Source organism: Lentilitoribacter sp. JB5-8 (genome assembly GCF_055693385.1).
The window spans coordinates 2,527,935-2,545,408 of record NZ_CM146332.1; the positions used below are offsets into that span (position 1 = coordinate 2,527,935).

The 17,474-nt window shown below is 44.2% G+C and carries 15 protein-coding genes and 1 tRNA gene; 6 read left to right on the top strand and 10 right to left on the bottom strand.

Going from position 1 to position 17,474, the window contains the following annotated elements; translation table 11 throughout:
- Positions 1 to 4: 4 nt before the first annotated feature.
- On the bottom strand, positions 5 to 3,514 hold the full coding sequence (gene mfd / locus ACZ1GZ_RS12370; RefSeq protein ID WP_472665181.1) for a transcription-repair coupling factor: 3,510 nt from the start codon (positions 3,512 to 3,514) through the stop codon (positions 5 to 7).
- Positions 3,515 to 3,538: 24 nt separating this feature from the next.
- Positions 3,539 to 3,820: an FAD assembly factor SdhE gene (locus ACZ1GZ_RS12375; RefSeq protein WP_472665182.1), complete on the bottom strand. Its 282-nt coding sequence runs from the start codon at positions 3,818 to 3,820 to the stop codon at positions 3,539 to 3,541.
- Between the two features lie 84 nt (positions 3,821 to 3,904).
- Here ACZ1GZ_RS12375 and recG point away from each other — a divergent pair, with 84 nt between their 5' ends.
- The 3 genes from recG to ACZ1GZ_RS12390 all read left to right on the top strand — a co-directional run bounded on the left by recG (position 3,905) and on the right by ACZ1GZ_RS12390 (position 6,866).
- Positions 3,905 to 6,013 carry an ATP-dependent DNA helicase RecG gene (gene recG, locus ACZ1GZ_RS12380; RefSeq protein ID WP_472665183.1) on the top strand — a complete coding sequence of 703 codons (2,109 nt, stop codon included), beginning with the start codon at positions 3,905 to 3,907 and terminating at the stop codon, positions 6,011 to 6,013.
- Positions 6,014 to 6,100: 87 nt separating this feature from the next.
- The gene (locus tag ACZ1GZ_RS12385) at positions 6,101 to 6,424 is read left to right on the top strand and encodes an ArsR/SmtB family transcription factor (RefSeq protein WP_472665185.1); all 324 of its coding nucleotides are present in this window, start codon (positions 6,101 to 6,103) and stop codon (positions 6,422 to 6,424) included.
- A 4-nt stretch (positions 6,425 to 6,428) separates the two neighbouring features.
- A complete protein-coding gene (locus tag ACZ1GZ_RS12390; RefSeq protein WP_472665186.1) occupies positions 6,429 to 6,866 on the top strand; it encodes an SRPBCC family protein in 438 nt (145 codons plus the stop codon).
- A gap of 68 nt (positions 6,867 to 6,934) precedes the next feature.
- Here ACZ1GZ_RS12390 and ACZ1GZ_RS12395 read toward each other — a convergent pair whose 3' ends face one another.
- The 3 genes from ACZ1GZ_RS12395 to glmU form a co-directional block, all read right to left on the bottom strand.
- Entirely contained in the window at positions 6,935 to 7,633 is a 699-nt protein-coding gene (locus tag ACZ1GZ_RS12395) for a DUF502 domain-containing protein (protein WP_472665187.1), read from the bottom strand.
- Positions 7,634 to 7,804: 171 nt separating this feature from the next.
- Complete coding sequence (glmS, locus tag ACZ1GZ_RS12400; RefSeq protein WP_472665188.1) at positions 7,805 to 9,631, bottom strand: glutamine--fructose-6-phosphate transaminase (isomerizing); 1,827 nt, start codon at positions 9,629 to 9,631, stop codon at positions 7,805 to 7,807.
- A 95-nt stretch (positions 9,632 to 9,726) separates the two neighbouring features.
- Complete coding sequence (gene glmU / locus ACZ1GZ_RS12405) at positions 9,727 to 11,085, bottom strand: bifunctional UDP-N-acetylglucosamine diphosphorylase/glucosamine-1-phosphate N-acetyltransferase GlmU (RefSeq protein WP_472665189.1); 1,359 nt, start codon at positions 11,083 to 11,085, stop codon at positions 9,727 to 9,729.
- Positions 11,086 to 11,205: 120 nt separating this feature from the next.
- On the opposite strand from glmU, the gene ACZ1GZ_RS12410 reads away from it, so the two are divergent.
- Positions 11,206 to 12,138: a DMT family transporter gene (locus ACZ1GZ_RS12410; RefSeq protein ID WP_472665190.1), complete on the top strand. Its 933-nt coding sequence runs from the start codon at positions 11,206 to 11,208 to the stop codon at positions 12,136 to 12,138.
- Between the two features lie 3 nt (positions 12,139 to 12,141).
- Here the strand turns inward: ACZ1GZ_RS12410 and ACZ1GZ_RS12415 are convergent, their stop codons facing one another.
- Positions 12,142 to 12,900, bottom strand: a complete 759-nt coding sequence (locus tag ACZ1GZ_RS12415; RefSeq protein ID WP_472665191.1) for a cytochrome c biogenesis CcdA family protein — start codon at positions 12,898 to 12,900, stop codon at positions 12,142 to 12,144.
- Between the two features lie 196 nt (positions 12,901 to 13,096).
- On the opposite strand from ACZ1GZ_RS12415, the gene ACZ1GZ_RS12420 reads away from it, so the two are divergent.
- Positions 13,097 to 13,172: transfer RNA gene (locus ACZ1GZ_RS12420), tRNA-Lys, on the top strand.
- A gap of 211 nt (positions 13,173 to 13,383) precedes the next feature.
- Here the strand turns inward: ACZ1GZ_RS12420 and ACZ1GZ_RS12425 are convergent.
- The 3 genes from ACZ1GZ_RS12425 to ACZ1GZ_RS12435 form a co-directional block, all read right to left on the bottom strand.
- Entirely contained in the window at positions 13,384 to 14,190 is an 807-nt protein-coding gene (locus ACZ1GZ_RS12425) for a GDSL-type esterase/lipase family protein (RefSeq protein ID WP_472665192.1), read from the bottom strand.
- 87 nt (positions 14,191 to 14,277) lie between these two features.
- The gene (locus ACZ1GZ_RS12430) at positions 14,278 to 14,670 is read right to left on the bottom strand and encodes a DUF1801 domain-containing protein (RefSeq protein WP_472665193.1); all 393 of its coding nucleotides are present in this window, start codon (positions 14,668 to 14,670) and stop codon (positions 14,278 to 14,280) included.
- 261 nt (positions 14,671 to 14,931) lie between these two features.
- Positions 14,932 to 15,087, bottom strand: coding sequence for a hypothetical protein (locus tag ACZ1GZ_RS12435; protein ID WP_472665194.1), 156 nt, complete (start codon positions 15,085 to 15,087; stop codon positions 14,932 to 14,934).
- A gap of 355 nt (positions 15,088 to 15,442) precedes the next feature.
- Between ACZ1GZ_RS12435 and ACZ1GZ_RS12440 the strand changes: the two genes are divergently transcribed.
- Positions 15,443 to 15,853 carry a hypothetical protein gene (locus ACZ1GZ_RS12440; protein ID WP_472665195.1) on the top strand — a complete coding sequence of 137 codons (411 nt, stop codon included), beginning with the start codon at positions 15,443 to 15,445 and terminating at the stop codon, positions 15,851 to 15,853.
- Positions 15,854 to 15,921: 68 nt separating this feature from the next.
- Here ACZ1GZ_RS12440 and ACZ1GZ_RS12445 read toward each other — a convergent pair whose 3' ends face one another.
- Positions 15,922 to 17,295, bottom strand: coding sequence for an MATE family efflux transporter (locus ACZ1GZ_RS12445; protein ID WP_472665196.1), 1,374 nt, complete (start codon positions 17,293 to 17,295; stop codon positions 15,922 to 15,924).
- Positions 17,296 to 17,474: the final 179 nt, after the last annotated feature.

Consider the following 17,474-nt stretch of genomic DNA (forward strand, 5'->3'; position numbering starts at 1 on the left):
AAATCTAACCGGCCTTTGCGATCTCTGCAAGTTTCGTCATGGTAATCGCTGAGCCTGCCAATCGCTTATCAGCATCAGGTAATTTACGTGCGAAGAACACGCTCTGATCGGGTCTGATTTTAGCTTGGTTATTCGGTATAGAGATATGCGCAACCAATCCAGCAGGGTTCGGGAATTCGCCATTTCTGAAATGAACGACAATACCTTTTGGACCTGCGTCAAGCTTCTCAACATTGGCTGTACGGCACAACGTTTTGATATAAACCACTTTCAAAAGATGTTTAACTTCCAGCGGTAACTTACCAAATCTGTCGACCAATTCTGCACCAAATTCATCAATTTCAGAGAGTTCATTGATCTCGCCAAGGCGACGATAAAGGCTTAAACGCAGATTGATGTCTGGCACAAAATTCTCTGGAATCATCACAGGCGCACCCACCGTGATTTGTGGAGACCAGCCGCTATCACTTGATAATTCATCGCCCTTAAGTTCAGCAATCGCCTCTTCCAACATGTGTTGATAAAGCTCAAAACCAACTTCTTTAATATGACCAGATTGTGCATCACCAAGCAGATTACCTGCACCACGAATATCAAGGTCGTGACTTGCAAGCTGGAATCCTGCGCCGAGCGTATCAAGCGATTGTAACACTTTGAGGCGGCGTTCAGCTGTTGCTGTCAGCGTTCTGTTCACAGGAAGCGTAAAGAGTGCAAAAGCACGTAGTTTAGAGCGCCCGACACGTCCACGAAGCTGATAAAGCTGCGCCAAACCAAACATATCAGCGCGATGCACGATCAAGGTATTTGCCGCTGGAACATCAAGACCGGATTCAACAATTGTCGTTGATAAGAGCACATCATACTGCCCTTCGTAAAAAGCGGTCATAATGTCATCAAGCTCGCCTGGTGGCATTTGCCCATGAGCAACTGCAACTTTCAACTCAGGTAAATCTGATTGAAGGAACGCGTGAACCTCTTCCAGATCTGAGATGCGCGGGGCAACATAAAAGCTTTGTCCACCACGATAATGCTCGCGCAACAAGGTCTCGCGGATAATCATTGTATCAAATGGCGAGATAAATGTTCGAACTGCCAAACGATCAACCGGTGGAGTAGTAATCAGCGAGAGTTCACGAACGCCTGTCATGGCAAGCTGCATCGTGCGCGGTATAGGCGTTGCAGATAGTGTCAGCACATGCACATCTGACTTCATTTCTTTAAGGCGTTCTTTGTGCTTCACACCAAAGCGCTGTTCCTCATCAATGACCAAAAGCCCAAGATTGGCAAATTTGATAGATTGCCCAAGCAACGCATGCGTTCCGATGACAATATCTGTTTTTCCTGATTCAAGTTCTTTCTTGGTATTGGCCAGCTGTTTAGCGCCAACGAGACGTGATGCATGCCCGACGCGTAAAGGCAATCCACGCATACGCTCAGAAAAGCTCTTATAATGCTGACGGGCAAGCAATGTGGTTGGCACAACAACAGCGACTTGAACTCCGTTCATTGCAGCAATAAAGGCCGCTCGGATCGCAACTTCGGTTTTCCCAAAGCCAACATCACCACAGACAAGTCGATCCATCGGAAGACCGGCAACGAGATCTTCCCGAACCGCATCAATAGCGTTTAGCTGGTCATCTGTCTCATCATAAGGAAAAGCTGCAGAAAACTCATCATAAAGCCCCTCAGGCGCTGCAAGAGCCGGCGCATGGCGTGTATGACGCGCTGCCGCAATGGCAATCAACTGATCTGCCATATCCATTAAGCGTTTTTTCAGCTTGGCTTTGCGTGATTGCCAAGCAACACCGCCGAGCTTATCTAAAACCGCATTTGTCTCTTCCGATCCATATCGCGATAAAAGCTCGATGTTTTCAACGGGAAGATAAAGTTTATCATCGCCAGCATATAAAAGCTCCAAACAGGCATGAGGCGCGCCGGCTGCTTCAATGGTTTGCAGGCCAACAAATTTCGCAATTCCGTGCTCTGCATGAACAACAAAACTGCCCTCATCTAACCCAGCAACTTCAGAAATATAATCTGACCCACGCTTTTTGCGCTTTGAGCGGCGCACCAGTCGATCACCTAAAATGTCCTGCTCACCGATAATCACCAGATCGCCGGTTTCAAAGCCGCCTTCAAGCGACAGCACGGCTGATCCAGCCTGCCCGTTTTTAATTTTGGCAACATCAGCAAATGTTGGAATAGGTTTGATACGTTCAAGCCCGTGTTCACCCAAGACTTGGTTTAATCGATCAAGCGAACCGTCGCTCCATCCAGTAATCAGAACTTTTTTACCGTTTGCGCGTTGATCAGCGATGTGTTTGACAACCTGATCAAACACATTGACACGATTTTCGCTTTGATTTTTAGCTGCCGACGCCCATCTAGGACCAGTTTTGATGTCGAGCGTGATAACTTGGCGATGGTCAGTCTCCGGCTCTTCATAGGGCGATAGTTTGACGGATTTCTCGCGATCTAAGAACCCAGAGAAATTCTCAATACTGAGATAAAGATCATCCGCGAGAATAGGTTTATATGGCGTTGATGCACCAACATTGGCTTTAGACCCTTCAAGGGTGTTGAGGCGCGAATCGTAATGATCGTCAATCTGGTCACGACGTTCTTTGGCAGCTTCCTTGACCATGTGATCGGTGGTGATCGTAAATCCATCAATATAATCAAAGAGCGTTTCAAGTTCTTCATAAAACAATGGCAGCCAATGTTCCATTCCGGCAAATCTACGTCCTGCACTGATCGCCTGATAAAGCGCGTCATCGCGGGTATTAGCCCCAAATTGCGATAAATAGTTCTTGCGAAAACGCGAAATATTAGAGGCGTTAAGCGCCACTTCGCTCATAGAATTGAGTTCGAAAGATCTCAGCTGCTTTGTTGTACGTTGTGTTTCAGGGTCAAATACACGAATGCTTTCAAGCGTATCACCAAAGAAATCTAGGCGTATTGGCGCGTCACTTCCCGGGATAAACATATCCAATATGCCGCCGCGCACCGCATATTCGCCAACTTCCCGCACGGTATCTGTGCGATCAAAACCTAAGCCTTCAAGCTTTGCGGGCATGTCGTCCATATGCAAATGCGCACCAGCTTTGGCTGCGAATGCCATATTTTTCAGCTGTTCAGCCGGTGGCAGCTTTTGCAGCATAGCATTGACGGTGGTGAGAATGATCTTCGGTTTGGAACCTTTCTGATGACGCACCAACTGCCCCAAAACAGATAATCGTCTTGCTGAGATATCAGTGCCAGGTGAAACGCGATCATACGGCAGGCAATCCCAGCCAGGAAAACTTAGAACCTCAATATCTGGTGCGAAGAATGATAGCATTTGCGCCAAATCAGCCATGCGCTGACCATCTGACATGACATGGGCAATGCAATGACCTTTTTGCGCAAGTTCTGCAATGACCATAGCTTCCGCACCCGCGCTCACATTAGAAATTGTGAGAGGGCCAAATCTGTTTTCGATGACAGATGTGGAAAATCCGGCAATCGCGCTCATTTGAAATACCTTGATATTGGGCTGCTAAAAGTCTGGCTTGAAATCAATTATGCGACGAAACAATGGTGTGTTTAGCTCTTCAGGAGTAGGAAGTTCACCTAAGATCCACTTAGACAGGTCAGTGTCTTCATGCGACATGATAAATTCAAGTTCATCAAGATCACTATCAGCGAGGTTTTTAAGCTCGTTATCGATGAAGTGTCCGAAAACCAGATCCATTTCTTTTGTGCCACGATGCCAGGCGCGAAAATGTATTCGTGCCCGTCGTCGATCTAATTCACTGCTGCTTTGTTTTGTTCCAGTCATGAGACTTCTATACATAACTCAAATCATCTTGTCAGCGCGTCAAATAAGACTTTTCGCAAATAAAATCGAGTGATACAAAAAGATATGCGACCAAATGAAATAGATCTGTTTTTCCGAGCTGTCAGTTCCCTCAGTGGAATTGGCCCGAAGGTGGCTGATTTACTCGCCAGATTAACCGGACGCGAAAACCGGGACGATACCAAGATCGTTGATCTATTATTTCATGTGCCATCAAATTTAATCGATCGGCAAATTGGACCGGGTATTGCGCATGTACTAGAGGGTAGCGTTTCCACGCTTAAAGTATTTGTCGATCGTCACCAGCCGCCACCACGTGGTCGCAGAAACGTCCCTTATCGGGTATATGTTCATGATGAAACCGGGGAAATGGCACTGACATTCTTCAAAGCGCATGCGTCTTGGATGGAGAAAAGCCTGCCAATTGGTGAAACAGTGATCATTTCAGGTAGAGCTTCTTGGTTTAATGGCCAAGCGTCAATGGTGCATCCTGATTTCATGATGAAAGAAGCGGACGCTAAAGACTTGCCTCGTTATGAAACTGTATACCCAATGACTGCGGGCTTATCGGCCAAAATTCTTAAAAAAGCGCTCAAGGAAGCGTTAGACCAATTACCAGATCTTAAAGATTGGATGGATGAAACGCTTGCGGCGCGAAATTCATTCCCAAAGTTCTCCGAAGCTCTAAAAATGGTGCACAATCCGCGCGATGCCAATGATATGGAACCGCTCTCCCCGCCAAGGCGCAGGTTGGCTTATGATGAATTTCTCGCAGGGCAATTATCGCTCGCTTTGGTACGCCGTAAGATCAGAAAACTACCCGGCGATCCGCTGCGGGTCGAAGGTAAAATTCGCCAACAAATTCTAGCATCTTTGCCATTTCCGCTCACCAATAGCCAAAAAACCTCGATTGACGAAATTCTCGCAGATATGGGCAAAGAAGAACGTATGTTGCGGTTGCTACAGGGTGATGTTGGCGCTGGTAAAACGGTCGTTGCATTGCTGACAATGGCCGACGCGATTGAAGCTGGCGGTCAAGCAGTCTTAATGGCGCCAACGGAAATTTTGGCTCGTCAGCACCATGCATCAATTAGCAAAATGGCTGAGGTTGCAGGGATAAACGTTGATATTCTGGTTGGTAAAAGTAAAGCTGCAGAACGACGCGAAACGCTTGCCCGGATTGAAAGCGGCGAAGCTCAGATCATCATCGGCACCCATGCATTGTTTCAGGATGCAGTCGTTTATAAAAAACTATTGATGGCAGTTGTCGATGAGCAACATAGATTTGGTGTGCACCAACGTTTGCGCCTCACTTCAAAAGGCGTTGCACCTCATATGCTCGTCATGACCGCAACGCCTATTCCGCGTACCTTGGTATTGTCAGCTTTTGGCGACATGGATGTCTCAAAGCTTACAGAGAAACCAGCGGGTCGGAAACCAATTTCCACGGTTAGCATTGATCGCGATCGTTTAGGTGAAATGTATGAGAGACTACGAAATGCGACCGCAAACGGTAAAAAAGCCTATTGGATTTGCCCGCTTGTCGAAGATTCTGAATTAAGCGATCTGACATCTGCAGAAGCAAGACATAAAGAGCTATCCAATGCGCTGCCGGGGGTGAATGTTGGACTGGTTCATGGACGCATGTCGGGTGAAGAAAAAGACGAAGCGATGATGGCGTTTAAACGCGGTGATACGCGCATTTTGGTTGCCACCACTGTCATAGAGGTTGGTGTTGATGTGCCTGATGCGAGTATTATCGTGATCGAACATGCTGAACGTTTCGGTTTGGCGCAACTTCACCAATTGCGCGGCCGCGTTGGCCGTGGTGATGAAGCATCCAGCTGCGTATTGTTGTTTAAATCGCCTTTGTCTGAAACTGCAACAGCGCGACTAAACATTTTGCGAGAAACTGAAGATGGATTTCGTATAGCGGAAGAAGATCTAAAACTACGTGGTGAAGGCGAACTGCTTGGAACCCGTCAATCAGGAACACCAGGTTTTCATATTGCCAGATTAGATGTTCATGCTGATTTGCTAGAGACCGCGCGGAACGATGCGCGTTATATTATCGAAACAGATCCAGAATTAAAAAGCGAACGCGGACAAGCTATTCGCATGCTACTTTATCTCATGCGACGAGATGAGGCGATCAGGTTTATTCGCGCGGGTTAGCTTTACTTAGTTCCATCACCCCCAAATCTAAAGTTGACTTATTTTTGCTATTTGTTATTTAACTATATAGTTAAATAAAGGATGAAGATGCAAAACTTAACATCAACTTTTTCAGCTTTGGGAGACCAAACGCGTTTTGCAATCGTTGAACAATTACTCAACGATGGTGAGTTGAGCGTAAAAGAGCTCAAAAAAGACAGTAAAATCTCCCCACCGGCTTTTTCAAGACATTTAAAGGTTTTGCGAGAAGCTGGATTGATCAAACAACGTATTGATCAACAACGGCGCCTTTATTCAGTTGAACCCCATGCTGTGCGCGCAATTCATGCTTGGACAATGGACCATCAAGACTTCTGGATGGCGAGTATTGATCGATTAGAACAGGCTCTCAACAGCCATGAGAAGGAATAATCACATGAGTGAAATTGTGATCAATAGAGAATTTTCTCAAGCACCTGAAACAGTATTTTCATTCCTATCTGAACCCTCAAATTTGCTAAAATGGTGGGGACCTGAAGGCATCACCGTAACCGAGAGTTCGAAGTTGCAATTTAAAGAATTGGGCGCTTGGGGGTCGGTCATGACCAATGACAAAGGTGAAAACTTCAGGGTAACCGGTGAAGTTTTAGAGATCGTCCCTTTTAAATCGATCCGTTTTACCTGGGCTTGGCATGATGATGAGGATAAACGCGGTCATGAAAGCGTTGTGCAGTTTAGTGTCGAACCAATCGATGGAGGCGGTACAAAATTTAGCCTTATCCACAAAGGTCTGGCCGATGAAGTATATGCTGAAAACCATATGAGAGGCTGGACATCGAGTATTAAACGCCTTGAAGCTTCGATTGCCTCATAAAATAAACATCGAATAGAAATCGTGTGAACCGCAGTTAGTCTGGTTTTTAGAACGCTTTGCGATGCCTGTTATGCGTCTTCATCATCTTTGATGATTCTATCTTCTAAATTTTCTTTGTGGTCGGGCGAAACAAGACCTGCAGAAATCACAAGTTTAGCAGCTTCTTCCACATTCATATCCAACACATGCACATCTTTGCGTGGCACGAACAACAGAAAACCAGATGTCGGATTAGGCGTGGTTGGCAAGAACACAGACAATGTGTCTTCATCGCTCAAATGTGCACCCACCTCACCTTTTGTATCTGTTGCAATAAACACGATAGCCCACAAACCTTCTCGCGGGTATTGAATAAGGCCAGCTTGGCTAAACGAACTTTGACCTTCATCAAGCGCTGTTTGGAAGATTTGTTTGAGTGCCTTGTACAGCGAGCGTACCAAAGGCATACGATCTAGAAGTGATTCACCAAAATTTAAAACCGAACGGCCAATTAAATTCGCGGCCAAAAAGCCTGCAACTGTGATAACTAAGAGCGCAAAAATAAGCCCCAAACCAGGTATACCGAATGGCAAATAGGTTTCTGGGTTATAGACTTTCGGAATGTATGGTTTTGCCCAACTATCCACCCATAAAATGAAAGTCCATGTAAGATAAGTCGTAATAACAAGCGGCGCACACACAACCAAACCTGTTAAAAAATAGGTGCGTAATTTTGCACCGGCAGATCTTTTAACGGGTTTTTGCTGCTTTTTATCTTTTTTCTTCATTGTGGCCTTTGGGATTATATCAGGGTCAATCTTGGGAGTTAGACATAGATAGCATATGGTGATCTGTTGCCAGGTCACAAGCATTAAATAGCAATAAATAGAAAATGATGGCTATTTTTTGTTAGCCATCATCAATTGAATATTTTTTGAGCAGAAATACCGTGTTTTTACTTATTCAACGGTCACGGATTTTGCCAAGTTACGTGGCTGATCAACATCAGTCCCCATAAAGACAGCTGTGTGATAGGCAAGCAACTGAATTGGCAACGAATAAATAATCGGCGAGATAAATTCAGGCACTTCAGGCATCACGATGGTCGACATTGTATCGATCGAAACATGTTCTGCACCTTTTTTGTCGGTAATTAAGATGATTTGGCCACCACGTGCTGCAACTTCTTGCATATTCGACATGGTCTTTTCATAAAGACCATCAAATGGCGCGATTACAATCACAGGCATATCTTCGTCAATCAGTGCGATTGGACCATGCTTTAATTCACCCGCAGCATAACCTTCAGCATGAATATAAGAGATCTCTTTTAGCTTCAAAGCACCTTCAAGCGCCAATGGGAAGTTAGTACCACGACCGAGATAAAGAACATTTTTATATTTTGCTAAGTCACGAGATAAAGCTTCGATCTTCCCCTCACCTGAACTTAGCGTATCACTTGCCAAACGCTCAATGCTCACGAGCGCGCGAACCAGTTCTTTTTCTTCAGCATCGGTAATGGTACCACGCGCACGTCCTGCCGCGACCGCTAAAGATGCAAGTACTGCCAATTGACATGTGAATGCTTTGGTTGATGCAACACCAACTTCAATGCCAGCAAGTGTCGGGAATACAATATCAGATTCCCGAGCAATGGTTGATTCAGGAACATTCACAATTGCACCAATCTGAACGCCAGATTGTTTGCAATAACGAAGACAAGCAAGAGTGTCTGCTGTTTCACCCGATTGCGAAATAAAGAACGCGGCCATCTTGCCATTTAACGGCATCTCTCGGTAGCGAAATTCAGATGCAACGTCTATTTCAACCGGTAGTCTTGCATAGCGTTCAATCCAGTATTTCCCGATTAAACCTGCATAATAAGCTGTGCCACAAGCAGAAACTGCTAATCTGTCTAATTTCGCAAAATCAATCCCTTCAGGAATTGGCTTAAATGTCTCGGATGCAAAATCAACATAATGACTGATCGTGCGGGAAATCACTTCAGGCTGCTCATGAATTTCTTTCAGCATAAAGTGTTTGTAGTTGCCTTTATCAGCAACCATTGAAGCACCTTGCGAAGTTTGACGCATGCGCTCGACTTGATTGCCATTTTCATCATAAACATCAACGCCATTATGTGTAACAACGGCCCAATCACCATCTTCAAGATACGTCACATCATCAGTAAATGGCGCAAGTGCAATGCTATCAGAGCCCAAATACATTTCGCCATCACCATGTCCCACAGCCAAAGGCGGCCCGTGGCGCGCGCCGATAATCATATTGTCATGATTTTCAAACAAAATAGCGAGCGCATAAGCTCCCTCAAGACGTGATAATGTTTGGCGCGCAGCTTCCTGAGGTGTTGCACCTTTTTCAAGATAAGACGAGACGAGATGCGCTACAACTTCTGTATCTGTTTGACTAGAAAATTGTGCGCCGCTTGCAATCAACTCATCACGTAAAGGTGCAAAATTCTCAATAATACCATTGTGAACGACAGCGACGCCTTGGGTGAAATGTGGATGCGCGTTTTGCTCTGTTGGTGCACCATGGGTTGCCCAGCGCGTATGACCGATACCAATCGTTCCTTCAAGCGGGCTATCTTGTAAACGGCTTTCAAGGTTCACCAATTTACCTTCCGCACGCCGACGTTCAAGTTTCCCATTATTGAGAGTTGCAACACCGGCTGAATCATAACCGCGGTATTCTAAACGTTTAAGCGCATCAACTAATTGCGGTGCGACAGCAGACTTACCAACAATTCCAACAATTCCACACATTCAATAATCTCCAAATCGGCCTTCAGTGACCGCGTATAGGCAAGTAAAGCCTGAATTCAATTTTTTAAAGCCGTCCAATTTCACGTTTCGTTACGTTATTTTTTCGTTCGTTGCGCTTTTATGGCAGCATTTTTTTCTCGAATACGCTTTGCAGCGCCGCTCACATTGATCTGAGGCACACGCGATACCGCCAAATCGTTATCGGCCACGTCTTGATTGACAACAGTACCCGAACCCACAAATGCATTATCACCAATTTTCACAGGCGCGATGAGCGATGAATTTGAGCCAATAAAGCTATTGTCACCAATTTCAGTTAGATGTTTGTTATAACCGTCATAATTACAGGTGATGGTCCCGGCACCAATATTTGCACCCTCACCCACAATGGAATCGCCAATGTAACTCAGGTGGTTGACCTTAGATCCCTTGCCGATTTTAGCCTTTTTCACTTCACAGAAATTACCGACTTTAGACGACTGCCCCAAGTCCGCACCAGGACGTAAACGCGCGAATGGTCCAATCGATGCACCCTCGCCGACATTTGCACCCTCAAGATGGCTGAATGCCAGAATTTTGGCGTTTTTCTCAACGTTTACACCCGGGCCGAACCAAACGTTTGGCTCAACAAGGACATCTTGACCAATCTGGGTATCAAAAGACAAATAAACCGATGATGGGTCGATCATTGTCACACCAGATAACATAGCCTCTTCGCGCTTTCGGCTTTGCCATTCAGCTTCAAGTTCAGCAAGTTCCGAGCGCGTATTACAGCCCATTAAATCACTTTCAGGGGCAACAATCGCAACAGATTTTTTCCCAAGCTTTTGACACACAGCGACAATATCGGTGAGATAATATTCACCCTTTATGTTGTTGTTGTCGATCTGATCAATCAGCTCCAGAGCAACTTTGCCATTAATTGCAATCAATCCACCGTTACAAAACGTGATCTTACGTTGCGCTTCACTGGCTTCTTTTTCTTCCACAATGGCAACAAGCTCACCATTTTCAATCACCATACGGCCATATCCAAATGGATCTTCAGCTTCAAATCCGGCAACAACAACGTCAGCACCATCTGACAAGCCTTTGCGAAGCTCGGCTAATACCTCTTTTCGGATCAGAGGTGCATCCCCCACAAGCGCAAGAACATCGTCATAACCCTTCGCGATTTCCTCGCGCGCTTGTAGAACGGCATGAGCAGTGCCATCGCGGCTTTCCTGCAAAAACGCGCTAACTGGAACACCCGTCTGCGCTGCTGTTTCACGCACTTTTTCCGCATCTCTACCAAGAACAAGCGAAACATGATCAATATCAATTTCAGCTGCAGTGGATACAATGTGAGAAATAATCGGCAGACCGCCAATGGTATGAAGCACCTTAGACTTTGATGACTTCATTCGGCTGCTATCTCCGGCCGCCAAAATGACAGCCAAACATGATCTCGACATAAATATTTTCCTCGAATCGATAAATCCCTGTTGCTCTTTTACCTCATTCATCTAAATAAAATGTTGTTTTTTAGGCAAAATTTTATCAAAAATCCTCATTTAAAGCTAAAGGTCTAAAGCGTGGCGACAAACGAAAATCAAAATAATACTGTTTGGCCATGGGTTGTTTTAGCCTTCACACCACTGTTTTTCTCTACAAACATCATTTTTGGTCGCGGTGTTGTATCAGAAGTTGCCCCCTTTACACTTGCTTTCTTACGCTGGTCATTTGTTACTGCCATTTTGTTCCCATTTGTCATGCGGGCAAAAAGCACAACAATTCCATTTATCAAACATCACACTTTCCTATGGTTGGCCCTAGGCTTTTTAGGAATGTGGATTTGCGGTGCGATCGTTTATCTCGCTTTGGGTTATACAACTGCAATTAATACTGCACTTGTTTACACAACAGCTCCAATTTTTACCATTTTAATTCAGTTCATCTGGCAAAAACGCTCAGTCAAACTGCGTGAGATCATTGGCATTATCGCGGCGACCATTGGCGTTGCTTATATTGTCCTAAAGGGTGATTTATCAGCATTTATGCAGCTGGATTTTAATCTGGGGGATATATTGATCTTGTTCTGTGCTGTGTCATGGGCGGGGTATTCGGTTTTGCAAAAAACAGAACCATGCCGCGGAATACCAATGTTATCGATGCTGGGATTAACAACTTTATCAGGCGCGATATTGCTTGCTCCATTTGCCGCATATGAGTTCCTATCAGGTGCGCAAATGCCCGTTTCTGAACACGCATGGCTCAGCATTGGTGGCATTATTTTATTCTCATCGCTATTGGCATTTACCGGTACACAACATGGCATTAAGCACCTTGGCCCTCATGCAACTGGTTTCTCGCTCTATTTGCTACCGGTTTATGGCGTCTTGCTTGCGGTTATATTCCTGGGCGAAATATATATGCAGCATCATCTGATCGGATCCATTTTAGTATTGGGCGGGGTTATTCTAGCAAGCGCACCCATTCATATCAAAAAACGAAAAACTGCCTCTTAATAATTATCCAATTGTACCTAGAACCGGGAATGTTTCTAAAAGCCAAAACCCGACGGATGCAATTGCTCCCGTTAAGAACAAAATGCCGGTTAGCACCAATAATATACCCATGATTTTTTCAACCATGCCCAAATGGCGTCGAAACTTGGTTAGAAAATTCATAAATTTGCCTGAAAAGCTTGCTGCGATCCAAAACGGCACGGCCAACCCCAAAGAATAAGCACCAAGCAACAACGCACCGGAGCCAACCGTTTGGCTGGATGCGGCAACGCCCAATATGGCGCCTAAGACCGGACCAATACATGGGGTCCATCCAAATGCGAAGGCTAAGCCCATAAGGTAAGCACCGGAATACGTGGCGGGTTTACCACTGCCCTGAAACCTCATTTCACGCGCCAACAAGCCAATTCTAAAAACACCGAGGAAATGCAATCCCATTATGATGATAATCACACCACCAATTTGGGCCAAGACATCAATATGCTGACGCATAAGGCCACCCAGTGTTGAAGCACTAGCGCCAAGCGCGATAAACACCGTTGCAAAACCCAAAGTGAATAATAATGAAGTGAGCATGATTGTTTTTCGAAACGAAGAATCAGTTGCGCGTCCCTCATTGGGCTGAGATTGACGAAAATCATCCATAGAAACACCTGCCATATAACAAAGATATGGCGGCACTAACGGTAACACGCATGGCGACAGGAAAGAGATAGCTCCAGCCAGGATCGCCGTAATGACCGAAATTTCAGCTATTTCCATTGATTTCTCCGTATAAAACTTGGTCAATAACCCTTTATAGAATAAGGTCTTAACATGCCAATCACAGTTTCGAATATTTAACGTGATAAAAAAATGTCGCAGATGTGTTTTTTTAGGTTGACCGATTGGAAACTCACCCCTATGTTCCGGCCAATTCTTGAAGGTGCTTCGAAGCAATTTCAAGCATCCCTTTTGGGAGCGCGTAGCTCAGCTGGTAGAGCAACTGACTTTTAATCAGTAGGTCCAGGGTTCGAACCCCTGCGCGCTCACCACTCTCTCAAAATAAAATCGATGATATGTTTGATAGCTATATGCAGCGGTATCTTATCATTGCCGTAAAGCAGAGCTAATCTAATTATATAGAAAACATATTTAGTTTGAGGTTATATTTGATATTATTCAAATTACCTTCTTTCAAAAATTTCAAAGTATATATTGTTTGTGCTGACTTCTATTATTCAGTACACCGAATAGCAATTCTGGCTATTCTTTCCCGCTTATAACCTTGTCACCAGCTATAATATCGACAATCAAATCATCGAGAATTTGATAGCCGTCTTTGGTGAGATGCAACAAATCACTTTTGTAATTCGCACATGGGCTCGCCACATTTTTAAAAGTTTTGTAGCGGGTGTGATAATCTTCGCTAAATTTGGTTATACCGCAGCTCAACACTTCATCGATATTCACAAACCTCACATTTTCATCTGAAAATTTGTCTTTTGCGGGCTGATACATATTCAGCCGCGCAGGCATATAATCTGAAAAATCCAAGCCCCGCGGTGGTGTTTCCAAAACAACGATTTTGCTCTCCAGCCAATTACGCGTCAAAATTTCCATAATATTCACAATACCTTGCGAAATCGCGCATTCAGGATCCGTTCGTAAATTATTCGTGCCAATCCATAGAACAACATATTTAGGGCTATATTCAGATAGGTTCATTTGCATTAAACGCCATATAACCTGCTGTGTGCGGTCCGCCCCTAACCCAAGGTTTAATACTTTAAGATCAGGCAACCTTTTTTCCAGTTCTTTGACCTTCCAAGAACGTGTTAATGAATCACCGAGTAAAATCACCTCTGCATCTTTTGGAGACTTATCGAGAAGCTCCTGCGCCTGAAGATATTTATCGCTTGTTGCCGGCCTTTGCGGCGTTGTGGTGTGATAAAGCGCATATTCAGCACAAGCCTCATCCTGAGCATAGCTTACGCTGGTAAAAACAAGCGCCCCACAAATATAAACCAACAAAGTTGATAATTTTAACAAAGGCTTTTTCAACTCATTCATCAGGGATCTTCTTTTAACGTTGCGATATTGTGCAAATTTTCGCCTATGCGCGAAGATATAACATATTTTTACACATAATATGATGAATTAGTTAAGCCCGAATGCATCTTTACGTTCAAGATAGGCAGCTTTTATGAGTACAATCAACGCGGGATTTTCACATTGCGCAACCGATTTGAGTTTCATATGGCGCAGTTTAGCACCCGCGCCTTCCAATAAGCTTTCAGGATCGTCCATATCAGCCCCGTTATAAAAACCCAAATTGATCCAGTTTGCGTGGGGCTGAATGTAACAATAGCCCTCGCTCATCCGTTTGGGTCCAAGACCATATGTAGCTGCGCGATCGCCCATTCGCACAACTTGGCATGAATTCGGATCAACCGATAAAATCAGCTCTTTAAGGCGGACCAAAATGGGTTGTAACTCTTGAGGCGTTAAATGAACCAAATCTTCAAATGAGCCATATTTTGTCTTAGACATAGATACCTCAGTTTTCTCAAACCTTACGGATATCCTATCATGAAAGCTGAAATTTGTCAGCCGAGACGTAGACGCTGAGACAAACTCAATTTTGATATCGAGTTGAAATAACGACAATACACGTGATATTAATTTGACGAAGGAATAAAAGATGCCTGACAATTTGCAGCTATATTTTATGCTTATCTACTTAATCATCATTTTAGGTGTTATTTGCTTTCAAATAGCTCTGATTTTTGGTGCCCCTTGGGGACGTATAACTCAAGGCGGGATACATGAAGGTGCCTTACCAACAAGCGCTAGAATAATTGCATTCATTTCCATAATCTTACTTATGGCAATGGTTTTATCCATGCTTTCAATTACCGGACATGAACCAAACTGGCCAAGCTGGACCGGGTGGGCTACCGTCGCCATCAATCTTATTATGTGCATATTAAACTGGATTACACATTCAACTAGCGAGAGAATTTTGTGGGGACCGATTACAAGTATCATATTATTGTTAGCTTTCAGCATAATGCTGATATAGGCAAATAAATCCAATCCATCTTGTAATAAGACAATTAGGCATCCAAGAAATTACTACATTTTTACAATAACTTAATCTGATCAAATATTATCTCATCTAATCGAGTATGCAAAACTACCCCTTATTAGTCGCTAACGAAATTAACGAAGCGTCAACCATAACAAAATACATCTATAGGTGTTGGGGTGAAGCTTATAGCTTCTAGTTAAATGATATTAATCTTTAACAAAGGGCATCGATATGATCTCAGGTATCTCGAGTAATGTGTATTATCAGCCACCTCAAATGGTTGGTTTGGAAAATGCTGTCGAAGGCAGCGAAGAAAAACAGGGGCAGCGACCTCCTCCCCCGCCGCGAAATGGCGAAGGTGGCGAAATGAGTGGCGGACCAAGCTCCACGTCATTAAGCGCCGAAGGTTCAATTAGTTCTATGATGATGGGACAGACTCAAGGTGGAAATGATCGCCCACCACCTCCTCCACCTGGTGGCGGTAGAGAAGGTGGTCAAGGTGGGGTAGAATCCACTGAAGCCGCGGCTTTGGAATTGCTAATTGAAGAAGATGAGGAGGATGAAGAAGCGCTTTCCACCCTCGCATCTGATGATGAAGATGATACGACCACAGATATATTGGACATTATCTCTGCGATTTAACAAAATCTGTTATCTATATTATCAACGGCTCCAAACATTATCGGGGCCGTTTTTTTCTTAAAGTACATTCACTGATGGAAAATACCCCATTTGAGTTTTGTTTGTTTCGCGGTTTTTGCTAAAATCAGAATCGTCAAAACAAAGAGTAAAATTTCTGCAATTGGACCCGCATACCAAATTCCAATCTCGCCCAACCAAATCGGTAAGAAAAAAGTCAGCGGTATTGCAAACAAATAAGGTTTTGTAAGACCTAAAATCGCAGCATTTTTAGCAGAACCAATAGCTTGAAAATAAGCTCCAATCATCATTAAGGGTCCCATCATGAAGAAAACGGATGTCATAATCGGCAAAATCCGCTTAACTTCTGAAATCGCTTTCAGATCGTCAACAAAATAACTCGCAATCAGTCCAGGTATATTCGTCACAATAATCTGCACAACAGTGCAGTAAATCAATGCTATCCATAAAGCGATGCGCAGACTTGCATCTGATCTATCCCACAGCTTTGCACCGAAGTTATTTCCGGTGATAGTTTGCATGGCAAACGACAATCCCAATAATGGCAAGAATGCAAAAGTAATGACACGTGTGATAATCCCATAAGCTGATACTGTATCAGCATAATTTTGGCTACCGACCCATTGCAATGCGGCGATTATGGCAACAGCCCCCAATGCAAGACCCAAGAACCCCAAACTTTGCGGCGCACCCAGTGCTAAAACCGAACCCCAAAAACGTTTGAGAGAATATTCTAGCAAGTTCGACGGTCGAAGCTCTGTTTTACCAAATATTCGAAACAATAAGATAATCACAAGGGCAAGCGCTTGGGCGGCTGTAGTTCCATATGCGGAACCGGCAACGCCCATATCTAATAATGCGATCAACACATAATTAAATACGATATTGGCAATCGAGACCAACAAACTCATGGCGCTCATAAATCCAATATGTCCTTCATTACGGAGCGCATCTGAATTCACAGATAACACAAACAAAAGAGGTGAGAAAAAAACTGTAATTGCTAAATAAGTTAATCCCATCTCGGCCAATTCTTCAGAACCGCCAGCTGCGAGCAGTGTCATTGATTGTCCAAATACCAAAAACATTAGGATTAAAACCAACCCTAAACCAAAGGCTAATCCATGGGCGCCTGCAAATACCCCACATGCGCCTTGCAAATCCTGCGCTCCTAAATATCGAGCTAAAACACTCGACATTCCGGACGAAACCAAAGTGGATAAAGCAACAATCAACATATAAATAGGAAACATCAGCGTAACGGCGGCTAACGCTTCGGGGCCAACAAATATACCCAGAAACAGCGCATCTGCGACTGATAGCAAACCATTCATCCCCATGACAAAGACTATAGGTAAAGCGGTCTTTAAATAAATGGTCCTTAATGAACCTGACGTAAAAGTATTTGCTGAAGTATCAGACATAATCGATATCTTTCTAACCAATATCGCGCTGAGAAAGATGGGGTCTCGCATTGCCATCCGCGCGATCTGCGGAAAGAAACATATGAAATGTTATAGTTGGAACTTAACCAAGATCAGGTGTCCGCGAGAGGCAGGTGTCCAAAACCTGGCGCTTCTTTAGGCCGAAACAACACGAGCGT

Coding starts and splice junctions, on each gene's coding strand:
- ACZ1GZ_RS12395 (WP_472665187.1), bottom strand. CDS start 7,633: ATGAAGAAAAAAGATAAAAAGCAGCAAAAACCCGTTAAAAGATCTGCC.
- ACZ1GZ_RS12435 (WP_472665194.1), bottom strand. CDS start 15,087: ATGGCGACGGTAGCCCACCCGGTCCAGCTTGGCCAGTTTGGTTCATGT.
- ACZ1GZ_RS12430 (WP_472665193.1), bottom strand. CDS start 14,670: ATGTCTAAGACAAAATATGGCTCATTTGAAGATTTGGTTCATTTAACG.
- ACZ1GZ_RS12445 (WP_472665196.1), bottom strand. CDS start 17,295: ATGTCTGATACTTCAGCAAATACTTTTACGTCAGGTTCATTAAGGACC.
- mfd (WP_472665181.1), bottom strand. CDS start 3,514: ATGAGCGCGATTGCCGGATTTTCCACATCTGTCATCGAAAACAGATTT.
- ACZ1GZ_RS12375 (WP_472665182.1), bottom strand. CDS start 3,820: ATGACTGGAACAAAACAAAGCAGCAGTGAATTAGATCGACGACGGGCA.
- ACZ1GZ_RS12390 (WP_472665186.1), top strand. CDS start 6,429: ATGAGTGAAATTGTGATCAATAGAGAATTTTCTCAAGCACCTGAAACA.
- ACZ1GZ_RS12440 (WP_472665195.1), top strand. CDS start 15,443: ATGATCTCAGGTATCTCGAGTAATGTGTATTATCAGCCACCTCAAATG.
- ACZ1GZ_RS12425 (WP_472665192.1), bottom strand. CDS start 14,190: ATGAATGAGTTGAAAAAGCCTTTGTTAAAATTATCAACTTTGTTGGTT.
- ACZ1GZ_RS12385 (WP_472665185.1), top strand. CDS start 6,101: ATGCAAAACTTAACATCAACTTTTTCAGCTTTGGGAGACCAAACGCGT.
- glmS (WP_472665188.1), bottom strand. CDS start 9,631: ATGTGTGGAATTGTTGGAATTGTTGGTAAGTCTGCTGTCGCACCGCAA.
- glmU (WP_472665189.1), bottom strand. CDS start 11,085: ATGTCGAGATCATGTTTGGCTGTCATTTTGGCGGCCGGAGATAGCAGC.
- ACZ1GZ_RS12415 (WP_472665191.1), bottom strand. CDS start 12,900: ATGGAAATAGCTGAAATTTCGGTCATTACGGCGATCCTGGCTGGAGCT.
- recG (WP_472665183.1), top strand. CDS start 3,905: ATGCGACCAAATGAAATAGATCTGTTTTTCCGAGCTGTCAGTTCCCTC.